A 12,507-nucleotide genomic window follows, 5' to 3' on the forward strand; every position below is an offset into this window, starting at 1 on the left:
CTCATCCGAACGTTTAAATCGGGTAATCAGACAATCAATTCCCAGCACGAAATGAAGATCCGGATACTTGTCGTGATTTTGGTACTGCTCGCGTTCGTTTCCACCGACGCGGTCGCGAGCGAGAACGAACCGCCGCTGGTCGACGCAGGGCTCGATCAGACCGTCGAACGCGGATCGACCGTCCTGCTCGACGGGACGGGCTCTCGTGATCCGGACGGCGAAATCGAATCGTATCGGTGGACCGTCACCGCTCCCGATGGGACGACCGTTTCACCGGACGACTCCTCGGAACCGAAAACGCGGTTTTCCGCGGATCAACGCGGTCGGTATGAGGTCACGCTGACGGTGACGGACGACGACGGAAGGCGGAGCGACGACACGCTCTACGTTACCGTCGAGAGAGGGGCGAAACCTGCCGTGTCGCTCTCGGGACCGGGAGAACCCGAGGTCGGTTCGGAGCGTACGTACACGGCCTCGGTAGAGCCGGGCGCAGCGCCGCTCGATCGAGTCGTCTGGATCCTCGACGGCGCGACCGTCGCTCGGCGCGATCTCTCGGCGGAGCAGGAGACGGACGCGTTCAGTAACGCCTTCGGGACGACGACCGAGCGAAATCTGACCGTCGTCGTTCACGACGAGGACGGACAGAGCGCGTCCGCGACGCAGGCGGTGACGCCGGAGTCGGCGTCCTCTTCGGAACCGTCCGGCGAGACCGATAGTTCGCTCGCGGAGCGGCGCTCTCCCACGGTCGACGGTGAGCAGATCGTCACGGGTGAGGAGCCGCTGACGGCGGAATATGATCTCTCGGGCCTTTCGTCTGGAGACGTCAGGTCCGTACGGTGGTACGACGAGACGGGACCTGTCGAGCGAGGAAAACGAGTCGAGACGGAGTGGGAGCCGGGCGATCACGAGCTCCACGCCGCTGTCACCTACCGGGACGGCTCGCGCGATATCGCGAAATTCGACGACGGAACGACCCGCGTGGTCGCCGACCCGGCTCCCGAACTGTCCCTCGATAATCTCTCCACCACCAACCTCATCTCGGGTGAGACGGTTGCGACCGACGGGTACGGCAACCTCGAAGACGTCGAGATCAGAGTCGGCGACGACCCGATCGAACGGTGGAAGCAGAACGGAACGGCGGTACGCGACCGGGAGAGTGATCGGCACGAACTCGGATTCGAGACGGAGGACGTCGACTTCGGTAGCGAGTACAGACTCACAGTCGTGGCTCGCGACGCTCGCGGGCAGGAGACGACGGTCGAGCGCGAGGTGACGCCGACCGGGACACCCGAGATCGTCGAGTCGAGGTTCGTGAACACTCCCGTGGACTCGTATCACGAGCGCATCGATCCAGAGCGGTACACCGCGAAGCACGTTTTGAAAATCGATTTGAACGGGGTTTCGAGGGATGATTTGGAGTGGAAGTACAGGCCAGGTGAACAAGAACAACTTAAAAAAATTGGAGAAACATCTACCACGTACACATCACATAATGATGGTCTTGTCATAAAGTCTTCCTGGGCTGGCCATATACCCGGTACCCATTACATGTCATCTTATGCCGAATATACTGGAAATAACGGTGATATCGTCAACGCTGATAAGAGCACAGATAGTCTTCACGTTGAATCAAGTCCACCAGAACTTCGGCTAGATATTCTCGATGACGGCACGCCACGACAGGTGACAGAGTGGGGGATCACCGTGGACGTGAGTGACTCATTCGATCCTGATGGGACGGACTTAAAATACGTGTGGGGTGCAGGCGCGACTCCGATAAAACCGGACAATCAAACGGCGAAGTTCCGTTCATTCAGGCGCGCCTCAATAACGCTCACTGATGGATACGGCAACTCTGTGACTCGGCACGATAGATTTCACCAGTATTACGCGCCCGAGATCGCGTCCGTCGAACCGATCGAAAAGGGTCCGTACGGACCGAACGATACCATCCGATATCGAGTCCAGACGGAGAAGTACGCATTCAGTAAAAACACGTACAAAGTCCGGTTGGCTCTCACGCTGAACGACGTGCCGGGTGAGGTAACGAACTGGAAAAAGTTCAGAGACAACGCGACAAAAACGGCCGAAATCGATCGCTGGTGGGTGGGCGGAGTCGAGGTTCCTGCCAGGGCTGTGAGAGACGAAAATGATGGGCGTCTTGAGGTGTACGGCAAAGACAAGCCGAACCAGGCCAGAACTTCCACGTCACTCCCTTCGGTTACCGTCCTGGAAAACGCTAGCTCGGTCAAAAAAGACGTACTCGTCTCAGACCTCGAATACGTGGTCGAAAAGCCGAAGATTTCGCGTGTCCGCACAGAATCCCACGACAAACGAGACGAGTATCTCGCGGACGGGTACAGCCTCGAAGAGACGAGGAATCTCGCTCCGGAGTTCACGATCGAAAAACGCGTGAAGGTCAAGGACGCCGTCTACGAGACCGAGACGGAATCGTTCAGACACCCGTCCCATCGGCGGCAGTTCATAAACATGAAGCCGGAGTGGGAGGACTCGGGTACGAAGACCATCGTGAAAGAACGGACGAGGACGGAAACCGAATGGCGCGACAAAAAAGCCGGAAAGGGAACGTTCACCGGCGAGACACGGCGAGTCGAGTCGAAACCGCCGCAGTATCGCGTGAAGAAGCAGTTCGAGTACGATCGAACCGTGGAAAAAACCGGCGAGCGGACGGTCAAGCGACCGAAGACGATCACCGTCCGTGAAAAGAGAACTCGAATGGTCCGTCGGTGCACCTTTGGCTTCTGTCGCAAGGTGCCGGAAACCTACACGGTTCCGGTCAAGAAGACGGTCCGAGTACCGACGACGGAAACCTACACGTACACCACCACCGAGACCGAGACGTACTGGTCCTTCAGTAAGCAGCAGCCCAGCCACAGCTACACGGGTGAAAGCAAACGGGTCAAGATCGCGGATGCAGAGTATAAGACTCAGTACCAGTACGAATTCGAGGAGACGTACGAGGAAAGAGAGACGATGTACGTCGCGAGTCGAGAGGTTCAGGTCGAACCGGCTCAGTTCGAGTGGCAAGAGCACGTCACGACCGATAACCGCCTATTCGTGAACGATATCACGAAGAAAAAGCAGTTCCGGCTCGGATCTGTCAAGAGGCCTAAAGAATGGACGCTCACGAAGGAAGTCGGGACGAGACGGGTCACGGCGGACAGTTACGAGGACGAAAGTGACGTAGTCGAGACGCGTGCGAATGTGGTGGGGACGACCGAACACCGGTTGTTCAATCCGGAAACGGGACGATTTGTGGTTGATAAGCGCACGCCATTCAGCGAGGACTATACGTCTTCCAAAGCGGAATCGGAGACAGAGGTCTCAAAAAACATAACACACAATCAGGATCAGAGATGTAGTCCCGAAAAAATGAATATTCCTAGGTGTAGATGAGATCATAGTATGAAGAATATGAGTATTCTGTTACTGCTTATGTGTGTATTCTTTAGCATGATGAGTACCCCAGTAACAGCAATAATGATGGAAGATCAGCATAGAAACAACACAATTAATGAAAATAAGACTATAGTTTCAGCAGAGGGGATGGAGGTGGATATAAATATAAAGCAAAGCAGAGTCCTCACCCTCAATATTCTAAATCCAACAGATGATAAAATTTCGTCTGATATCTTTATTCGGCTAGATGGGATACGAGTCAATACATTACGCTACAAATTGTCTCCCTACGAGAATCAAACTGATCAAATAAATATATCAAAATATTTAAAAGTGGTTCAAATTAATCACACCGTTACAGTCTCCACGTACGGAGACTACGCCCAATTCAACTTCACCCGCGAATTCGATTCGGCAGATCCGGGACCGATTCCGACGCCGACCATCACGGACGTAGAGATCACGAACGGAACGATCGACGGTCAACCGTCCGCAGTCGCAAAGGTGACCGTCTCGAACCCGGGCGTCCAGCGGTACGGGACGAAACTGATGGTCCACACCGAAGGAACGGACGGAAGCCTCTACCCGGCCGTCGTCCCCCCGGGCGAGAACAAAACCATCACGGTCGAGCTGCTGGACGAACGCGGCGCGAAAGTCGCCGGAGAGGCACGCCTCTACACCGGAAACATCTCGGAACGCGACGGGAGCATCGACCAGGTCGAGTTCGTCGGACAGGCCGAAAAGAACACGACCGTCTGGAACGCGGACTACCAGCCGGTGAGCGGACCGTGGCGCGAGAACCACTACACGTATCAGAACGACTCGATCGAAACGGGCGCGGACGAATCCGACTCAGACGGATTCGACCAAACGCAGAAGATCTATTTGGGCGTCGGCGTGGTGCTTCTCGCGTTCGTGGCCGTACGGCGGTTCCGATAGCGCTACTCGGTGTTCTCCGGGCTCCGCGGGTGGTAGTCGGTTCGGTACTCTCCGGGCTTTCCGTCCAGGCGATCCGGATTGATGCGCCCGCCGAGTAACATGAAGTCGACGACCGTCAGCGCCAACATCGCCTCGACGACGGGGACGCCGCGCGGCGGGAGCACGGGATCGTGCCGACCGATGACCTGGATTTCCTTCTCCTCGCCGGTCTCCCAGTCCACCGTCCGCTGCGTCTTCGGGATCGACGTCGGCGCGTGGAGCGTCACCTCGCCGTAGATCGGTTGACCGGTCGTGATGCCGCCCTGTAGCCCGCCGTGTTTGTTACCGACGGGCGCGGGATCACCGTTCTCGTCGAAGGTCCAGTCCTCGTTGCGATCGTGTCCGGTCCACTCGCGGGCCTCCTTGCCGAGTCCGTATTCGAAAGACGTCGTCGCCGGAACGGAGAGCAACGCTTGACTAAGTCGCGCTGGAAAGGCATCGAACCGCGGTGCACCGAGCCCCCGCGGGACGCCCCGAATCTCGAAATAGATGCTCCCGCCGATGGAATCGCCCTCCTTTTGGTATCGATCGACGAGACCGAGCATCCGGTCGGCCGTCTCGGGGTGGGCACAGCGCACGTCGTTTTCTTCGGTGTGTTCGAGCATTTCCTCGAACGTAACCTCGGGCGCTTCGACGTCCCCAATCTGATTGACGTGCGCTTTGATCCGGACGTCGTGCTGGTCGAGGATTTTTTTCGCGATCGCGCCCGCCGCGACCCAGTTTACCGTCTCTCGCGCGCTGGAACGCCCGCCACCACCCCAGTTCCGGGTGCCGAACTTGGCGGAGTACGTGAAGTCCCCGTGGCTCGGACGTGGCGCGGTGATGAAGGGCTCGTACTTCTTCGAGCGCGCGTCCTTGTTCTGAATGACCATCCCGACGGGGGTTCCGGTCGTGTGTCCGTCCTGGATACCGCTCTTGATCGACACCTCGTCAGGTTCGCCTCGACTCGTCGTGATCATCGATTGACCGGGTTTTCGTCTGTCCAGTTCGCGCTGGACGTCTTCCTCCGCGAGTTCGAGCCCGGCCGGGCAGCCGCTCACCGTGACGCCCATCGCCTCGCCGTGGCTCTCCCCGAACGTGGTGACCTGAAACAACCGACCGAATCGGTTTCCGTTCATTACCTGTGCGTGTGAGTTCGGGGCATTTAGCGTTTGCAGAAGACGCAAGGGCACGAGCAGTGAACGCTACAGTGTCGTCACGATAGTTTAAATCCGAAGACGGAACCACCGACCTTATGAGTTGATCGCCGACCGCGAGTCGGTCAGCGGTTGTACGGCACACCGTCTCGCACGTCCGCACGCCGTCTGTTAGCCCATCAACCTCATAGCAATTCCCATCAACCTCATAGCAATTCGAGGCTTCGCGTTCACGGCCGTCGGACGTCCGCGCCGAGGTCGTAGAGAACGTCGAAGAAATTGGGGAACGACACGTCCACGTGTTCCGCGCCGGCGATCAGGGTCGTGCCGCTCGCGACGAGACCCGCTATTCCGAGCGACATGACGATCCGGTGGTCACCACGACCGTCGACTGCCGCTCCATCGAGATTCGACGCGCTCCCGTGAACGGTAAGGACGTCCTTCTCTTCGGTCACGCTGGCACCGAGTGTCGTCAGCTCCTCAGCCATCGCACTCACGCGGTCCGTCTCCTTGTAGCGGACGTGTTCGCAGTTCACGATTCGAGTGTCTCCGTCCGCGATCGCACCGAGCGTCGCGATCGTCGGCAGGAGATCGGGCGTGTCACCGACGTCGACTTCGATCCCGGAAAGGTCCGAGCGAGCGACGGTGATCCGACCGTCACTTCGGTCCCAGTCGATTTTCGCGTCCATTCTGCCGAGCACGTCGACGATGGCGCTGTCGCCCTGGGAGCTAGGTTGCGCTCCCGTGACGACGAGTTCGTCCTCCGCGGCGACAGCACCTGCCGCGAGCAGGTAGGACATCGAGGAGAAGTCGCCAGGAACGTGGTACGTCCCGTCGGCCGGTTCGTAGAACTGTCCACCGTCGACGGAAAATCCGGCCGACGTTGTGTCCGCGTCGATGCCGAAGTCTTCGAGTACTTCGATCGTGATGTCGACGTACGGCGCCGACTTCAGCGCGGTCTCCAGTTCGACGTCGATCCCGTCGTCGGTGATCGCACCGGCCATCAGGAGCGCCGAGATGTACTGCGATGAGACGTCACCCGGGATTGAAACGCTCCCTCCTTCGATCGATCCCTTGATGACCAACGGGGCTTGTCCGTTTCCGCGGGTACTCTCCGCTCGCCCCCCGAGGTCGTCCAGCGCGGAGAGCAGCGGACCGTGCGGCCGCGACCGGAGCGAGCTGTCGCCCGTGAGAACCGTTATACCGTCGGCCAATCCGGCGCAGGCGGTCACGAGCCGCGTCGTCGTTCCGCTGTTCGCACAGTCGACGACGTCGGCCGGCACGTCCGGTCGACCGGCGAATCCGGTAACGTCGAACGTTCGCCCGTCGCGATCGACGTTTCCACCGAACGCTTCGACCGCCCGCACCGTCGCCTTCGTGTCGGCGCTGACGAGCGCGTCGCGGACGGTCACGCCGTCGCTGTAGCCGGCGGCGAGGATCGCCCGGTGCGTGTAACTCTTCGAAGGCGGCGCGCGCGCCGTTCCGTGCACGCGCGACTCGGAGATCTCGATGTCCATGTCGGGGTGTGAACGTCACCCGGCATGAGGGTACCGGAGGTGGTGATAATGGTGATAACTGTCTCGCACGGGAAGGAGACTCGTCGTCACGGCAGGCCAGTTCCGCGAAGGGAACCAATTTACCGTCGCGGCGACCCACCGTAGACATGGAACCGGACTTCTCTCCGCTCGCTTCGTTCCTCGACGCCAACGACCTCGGCGGGTATCTCGTCGACGCCGACGGCGCGGACTCCGACCAGTTGTACCTGTCGGGATTCGACGCGCCGGATTCGTTCGTCACGCTGTACGCGCCGGACGGCGTTCACCTGCTCGTCTCGGGGCTCGAATACGGACGCGCGAAGAAGGAGAGCCGCGCCGACACCGTCTCGCGGACCGCCGAGTACGATCTGCAACGAAACGTCTCGGAGTACGGGTCGGTCGAGGGATACGCTCGAACCGTCACTGCGTTTCTCGTCGACCGCGAGATCGATTCGGTCGCCGTCCCTCGGCGGTTCCCGGTCGGCGTCGCGGACGGTCTTCGCGAGCGAGGCGTGTCGGTGACCGTTGAAACCGACGACGTCGTAACGAGCATCCGCGCGGTCAAGACTGACGAGGAAGTCGATCACGTCCGAGCCGCACAGCGGGCGAACGAACGGGCGATGGCGGCCGCAGAACGCCTCGTTCGCGAGGCGGCCGTCGAGGACGGCGTGCTCCGCTACGACGGCGAACCGCTCACGAGCGAGCGCGTCAAGGAGGAGATCGAGGTGACGCTGCTCCGCGAGAGCTGCGCCCTCGACGAGACGATCGTCGCGTGCGGAGCCGCCGCTTCCGACCCCCACAACCGCGGGAGCGGACCGCTCGAAGCCGGCGAGGCCATCGTCGTCGACATTTTCCCGCGAAGCAAGGCGACGAAGTATCACGCCGACATGACTCGGACCTTCGTCAAGGGCGATCCGAGCGACGAGATCCGCGAGCGGTTCGATCTGACGGACGAGGCGCGGCGGGCCGCCCTCGACGCCGTGGAACCGGGTGCGACGGGCGCGGCGGTCCACGACGCGGTCTGCGACGTGTACGAAGACGCCGGGTTGCCGACGCTCCGAAGCGATCCCACGACGGAAGTCGGATTCATCCACAGCACCGGCCACGGCGTCGGCCTCGACGTGCACGAGCTCCCGCACGTGAGTCCGAACGGCGGGGAGTTAGAGCCCGGTCACGTCATCACGATCGAACCGGGGCTGTACGATCCCGCGGTTGGGGGCGTCCGGATCGAAGACCTCGTCGTCGTCACGGCGGACGGCTACGAGAACCTCACCGACTATCCGATCGAATTGGTCGTGGAGTAGCCCCGGCGACTCGAGACGGCCGCGTCGCTGTCCGCTCGCGATTTCACCGGATCCCATCTCCGCAATCACAACCAACTTGGGCCAGTGCGAACGAGCGTCCGCGTGAACTGGCAGTACCGGCACACCGTGCTGGGTCTCGCCACCCTCGCGTTCTTTTCGACGATGGTGGCGAGGCTCGCTATCAGCCCGGTGGTGCCGGACATCAGGGCGACGTTCGGCGTCTCGAACGGCGTCGTCGGGGTCGCGCTGGCGGGTATGTGGACGGCGTACGCGTGCTCACAGTTCCCGAGCGGCGTGCTCGGCGAACGGTTCGGCGAGCGGCGGATCATCCTGACCGCCGTCGGGCTCACCGGCGTCGCCAGCGTGCTGCTCGCGGCGTCGCCCACGTTTTCGACGTTCTTCGCGTTCACGCTCGTCCTCGGGGCGGGCGCGGGGCTGCACTACAGCGTCGCGACGACCTTCATCTCGAAGCAGTTTCCGAACGTCGGGCGGGCGATCGGCGTCCACGTCGCCGGCGGCCCGCTGGCCGGCCTGCTTACGCCCGTCGTCGTCGCGGTGATCGCCGTCCGCTTCGGCTGGCGAAACGCTCTCGGCCTCGGTGCACTCGTCGCGATTCCCGTGTTCTTCGTGTTCGCCGGTCGGATCCATCCGACGCAACCCGACCGCCCGGATCAACCGATGCGCGAGCGGTTCGCGCTCGGGTCGCTCTTCGAACTCGTCTCGCGTCCGGAGATCGCGTACACGATCGTCCTCGCCGTCGCCGGCGCGTTCACCTGGCAAGCGACCGCGTCGTTTCTGCCGACGTTTCTGGAGGAGCACCACGACCTCTCGGGGACCGTCGCCGGCGTGCTGTTCTCGCTGTACTTCGTCGTCCACGGGGCGACGCAGCCGATGACGGGGTGGCTGTCGGATCGGTTCAACCGGGACGCCGCGGCGGCGCTCACGATGGGCGTCGGCGTCGTCGGCTACGGGCTCCTCGTGTTCGGATCGGGCCTCGTCGCGTTCGTCCCCGGCGTCTGCCTCGCCGGGCTGGCGATGAGCTGGGGCGCACCGATCCAGTCGCGGTTCATCGACCTCCTCTCCGCGGAGGAGCGAGGATCCGGCTTCGGCCTCGTCCGAACCGTCTACATGGTGCTCGGCGCGAGCGGAAGCGTCGTCGTCGGCGGTCTCTCCGACGCGGCCGGGTGGACGATCGCCGTCGGACTGCTCGCGTGCGTCATGGCGTTCGGCCTGTCGGTGCTCGTCCTCAACCGCGCGCTCGGGCTCGGGCTCTGAGCATCGAACCCCTTTTGAGACGCCGCCGGCTATCACGGGCCAATGAACCTACTCATCGTCGGCGCGGGTACGATGGGCCGCTGGGTCGCGAGGGTCGTCGACGCGGAGATCGCGTTCGCCGACGCGGATCCGTCGGCGGCCCGCGCGGCGGCCGACGCCGTCGACGGCCGCGCCGTCGAGGTCGACACCGACGAGCCGTTCGACGCGGTCTGTCTCGCGGTGCCGATCTCGGCCGTCGCCGAGGCGACCGAGAGCTACGCGCCGAACGCCGACCGCGCGATCTTCGACGTATCCGGCGTGATGGCCGCCCCGGTCGCGGCCATGCGCGAGCACGCCGAGGGACGGGAGCGGGTCAGCTTTCACCCCCTCTTCGCGCCGGAGAACGCGCCCGGGAACGTCGCGGTGTTCGCCGACGAGTCCGGGCCGATCACCGACGGCGTCCGCGAGGACGTGGTCCGCGCCGGCAACCACGTGTTCGAGACGACCGTCGAGGAGCACGATGAGGCGATGGAGACCGTGCAGGCGGGCGCGCACGCCGCCGTCCTCGCGTACGCGATCGCCGCTGATCCGGTGCGAGAGGAGTTCGCGACCCCCGTCTCGGCGAGGTTGGAAGCGCTCGTCGACGCGGTCGCGGGCGGAAGCCCCCGGGTGTACGCCGAGATCCAGTCGACGTTCGGCGGCGCGGACGCCGTCGCCGACGCCGCGAGGCGGATCGCCGACGCCGACGCCGAGGCGTTCGAGCGGCTGTACGCGGAGGCGGGCGAACGCGACCGCTCGGCGGCGGAGATCCCGACCGACGGATGATCGATCGAGACGCCGTTCGCGCGAACGCGAAGTACCTCCGACGCGTCCGCCCGATCGACCCCGAGGAGATCTGCGAGTACGTCGAGGGTTCGCCCCACCCCGCCGTCGTCCGACGGACGCTCCGCGAGGAGGCGTTCGACCTCGGACTCGTCGAGCGGGCGGACGGGACCTTCGTCCCCGTCGACGACGACCCGATTCGGCCGCCGGGGTGGCGACCGGAATCGTTTCCGGAGGACTACGCGTCCGCGCTGGAGGACTTCCTCGCCGAACGCTACGGCGCGAACTGGCACGGCGGTGAGTCGGGCGATCGGCTCCGGGAGACGATCCGCCGGCTGAAGGCCGACTACTACCACGGGAACGACGTCGAGTACGACGCCGAGGCCGCGGCCGGGTACGCGATCTACCACCTGCCGGACTACTACGCGACGGTCGGGTACGTCCTCGACGACCTCGCGGAGCGCGGGTTGCTTCCGCGAACGCTCCGCGTCCTCGACGTGGGCGCGGGGACCGGCGGCCCGGCGCTCGGCCTGCACGACTACCTCCCGGACGACGCGCTCGTCGAGTACCACGCGGTCGAGCCGAGCGCGGCGAGCGACGCGCTCCGTGCGCTGCTCTCGGGGACGCGGACGAACTTCCGCCCGGCCGTCCACCGGACGACGGCCGAGGCGTTCGAACCGAGCGAGGTCGCAGACGAGTGGGATCTCGTCCTCTTCGCCAACGTCCTGAGCGAACTCGACGATCCCGTCGCCGTCGTCGACCGCTACCTCGACGCGGTCGCGGACGACGGCTCGCTCGTCGCCGTCGCCCCAGCCGACCTGAACACGAGCACCGGGCTCCGCGAGGTCGAGCGGGCGGTCGCGCCGCCGGATTCGGGGGCGGCCGTCTACTCGCCGACGCTCAGGCTGTGGCCCGGCCGCGCCCCCTCGGACCGCGGCTGGTCGTTCGACGTGAAGCCGGACCTCGACGTGCCGCGGTTCCAGCGGCGGCTCGACGAGGGCGGCGACGACGAGCCCGGGACGTTCGTCAACGTCGACGTGCAGTACTCCTACGCCATCCTCCGACGGGACGGCGCGCGCCGGTTCGACGTCCGGGCCGACCCCGGTCGTCACGCCGCGATGGCCGAGATGGAACGGCACGTCACGGAGCGGATCGACCTGCTCGCGGTCAAACTGAGCTGCGACCTCTCCGAGGGCGGCAACCCGCTGTTCAAGGTCGGCGACGGGAGCGAGGCGATCGAACACTACGCCGTGTTGACGCGGGAGTCGGGCCTCAACGAGGCGCTTCGCCGCGCGCCCTACGGCGCGGTGCTCGCGTTCGAAAACGCGCTCTGTCTGTGGAACGACGACGAGGGGGCGTACAACCTCGTGGTGGACGGCGAGACGGTGGTCGACGTTGTCGCCGCGTAACGTCGTCCCGTCGCGCGGCGGCCGCGCGGCCGCCGCGAGTCGTTCTCCGCGAGCCGGTGTTCCGGCCGAGAACCGCCCTCAGCGATCACCCGGTCAGTCGTCGGATGAGCGATCCGAGTTTGGATCCGCCGGCCATGCTCCGCAACCGATGCAGCGTCTCCTCCTCCTCGTCGAGGGTGTCCTCCAGCGGCTTGCGGACCTCGTTGCCGAGGTCGAGTTTGTCGACGTGCATCAACAGGGTCCGGTAGCTCGCGATCTCCAGGCGCTCCGCCCTCGCGGCTGCCCCGAGGTAGTACATGTCGCGCAGATCGTCGTCGCGGATCGACGCGTCGAACCGCTCGCGATCTTCGATCAGGCCGTCGAGTTCTCGCACCGCCGCTTCCGCGGGCGTTCTCCCGAGCAGTTCGAACACGCGTTCGAGCCGATCGACGTGTTCGCGCGTCTCGTCCCGGTGCGCCTCGAACGCGCGGCTCACCTCCTCGTGGGTGGCCCTCGCCGCCATCCCGTCGAGTTCGTCGACGAGGCGGTTCTCGACGTAGTACGTCCCGTCGAGTTCGTACTCGAACAGGTCGGAAAGCGAATGTATCTCCACGATGTTCCCTCCCTCGTCGAGGGTAGGTGCCGCGCCGACATAGATCTGTCAACTCCC

General features: G+C 63.6%; 9 protein-coding genes. 6 read left to right on the forward strand and 3 right to left on the reverse strand.

Features of this window, described 5'->3' with window-relative positions; translation table 11 throughout:
* The first annotated feature begins 51 nt into the window (after positions 1-51).
* A complete protein-coding gene (locus tag C3L37_RS22420) occupies positions 52-3,417 on the forward strand; it encodes a PKD domain-containing protein (protein WP_129116764.1) in 3,366 nt (1,121 codons plus the stop codon).
* Positions 3,418-3,504: 87 nt separating this feature from the next.
* Positions 3,505-4,359 carry a hypothetical protein gene (locus C3L37_RS22425; protein ID WP_129116765.1) on the forward strand — a complete coding sequence of 285 codons (855 nt, stop codon included), beginning with the start codon at positions 3,505-3,507 and terminating at the stop codon, positions 4,357-4,359.
* Between the two features lie 2 nt (positions 4,360-4,361).
* On the opposite strand, the gene aroC is transcribed toward C3L37_RS22425, so the two are convergent.
* Positions 4,362-5,516 (reverse strand): chorismate synthase, encoded by a 1,155-nt coding sequence (gene aroC / locus C3L37_RS22430; RefSeq protein ID WP_129116766.1) that lies wholly within the window; start codon positions 5,514-5,516, stop codon positions 4,362-4,364.
* Between the two features lie 248 nt (positions 5,517-5,764).
* On the reverse strand, positions 5,765-7,051 hold the full coding sequence (aroA, locus tag C3L37_RS22435; protein WP_129116767.1) for a 3-phosphoshikimate 1-carboxyvinyltransferase: 1,287 nt from the start codon (positions 7,049-7,051) through the stop codon (positions 5,765-5,767).
* A gap of 146 nt (positions 7,052-7,197) precedes the next feature.
* Here aroA and C3L37_RS22440 point away from each other — a divergent pair, with 146 nt between their 5' ends.
* The 4 genes from C3L37_RS22440 (at position 7,198) to C3L37_RS22455 (ending at position 11,858) form a co-directional block, all read left to right on the forward strand.
* Positions 7,198-8,373 carry a M24 family metallopeptidase gene (locus tag C3L37_RS22440; RefSeq protein WP_129116768.1) on the forward strand — a complete coding sequence of 392 codons (1,176 nt, stop codon included), beginning with the start codon at positions 7,198-7,200 and terminating at the stop codon, positions 8,371-8,373.
* A 102-nt stretch (positions 8,374-8,475) separates the two neighbouring features.
* Positions 8,476-9,648 carry an MFS transporter gene (locus tag C3L37_RS22445; protein ID WP_129116904.1) on the forward strand — a complete coding sequence of 391 codons (1,173 nt, stop codon included), beginning with the start codon at positions 8,476-8,478 and terminating at the stop codon, positions 9,646-9,648.
* A gap of 42 nt (positions 9,649-9,690) precedes the next feature.
* Positions 9,691-10,452: a prephenate dehydrogenase/arogenate dehydrogenase family protein gene (locus C3L37_RS22450; protein ID WP_129116769.1), complete on the forward strand. Its 762-nt coding sequence runs from the start codon at positions 9,691-9,693 to the stop codon at positions 10,450-10,452.
* Positions 10,449-11,858 (forward strand): small ribosomal subunit Rsm22 family protein, encoded by a 1,410-nt coding sequence (locus C3L37_RS22455; protein WP_129116770.1) that lies wholly within the window; start codon positions 10,449-10,451, stop codon positions 11,856-11,858. Before C3L37_RS22450 ends, C3L37_RS22455 begins: the two co-directional genes overlap by 4 nt.
* Positions 11,859-11,943: 85 nt before the next feature.
* Here the strand turns inward: C3L37_RS22455 and C3L37_RS22460 are convergent, their stop codons facing one another.
* Positions 11,944-12,450 carry a YciE/YciF ferroxidase family protein gene (locus C3L37_RS22460; protein WP_164974848.1) on the reverse strand — a complete coding sequence of 169 codons (507 nt, stop codon included), beginning with the start codon at positions 12,448-12,450 and terminating at the stop codon, positions 11,944-11,946.
* Positions 12,451-12,507: the final 57 nt, after the last annotated feature.

The organism is Halegenticoccus tardaugens (genome assembly GCF_004116405.1).
Taxonomy (GTDB): Archaea; Halobacteriota; Halobacteria; order Halobacteriales; family Haloferacaceae; genus Halegenticoccus; species Halegenticoccus tardaugens.

Coding starts and splice junctions, on each gene's coding strand:
- aroC (WP_129116766.1), bottom strand. CDS start 5,516: ATGAACGGAAACCGATTCGGTCGGTTGTTTCAGGTCACCACGTTCGGG.
- C3L37_RS22440 (WP_129116768.1), top strand. CDS start 7,198: ATGGAACCGGACTTCTCTCCGCTCGCTTCGTTCCTCGACGCCAACGAC.
- C3L37_RS22425 (WP_129116765.1), top strand. CDS start 3,505: ATGGAAGATCAGCATAGAAACAACACAATTAATGAAAATAAGACTATA.
- C3L37_RS22420 (WP_129116764.1), top strand. CDS start 52: ATGAAGATCCGGATACTTGTCGTGATTTTGGTACTGCTCGCGTTCGTT.
- C3L37_RS22450 (WP_129116769.1), top strand. CDS start 9,691: ATGAACCTACTCATCGTCGGCGCGGGTACGATGGGCCGCTGGGTCGCG.
- aroA (WP_129116767.1), bottom strand. CDS start 7,051: ATGGACATCGAGATCTCCGAGTCGCGCGTGCACGGAACGGCGCGCGCG.
- C3L37_RS22455 (WP_129116770.1), top strand. CDS start 10,449: ATGATCGATCGAGACGCCGTTCGCGCGAACGCGAAGTACCTCCGACGC.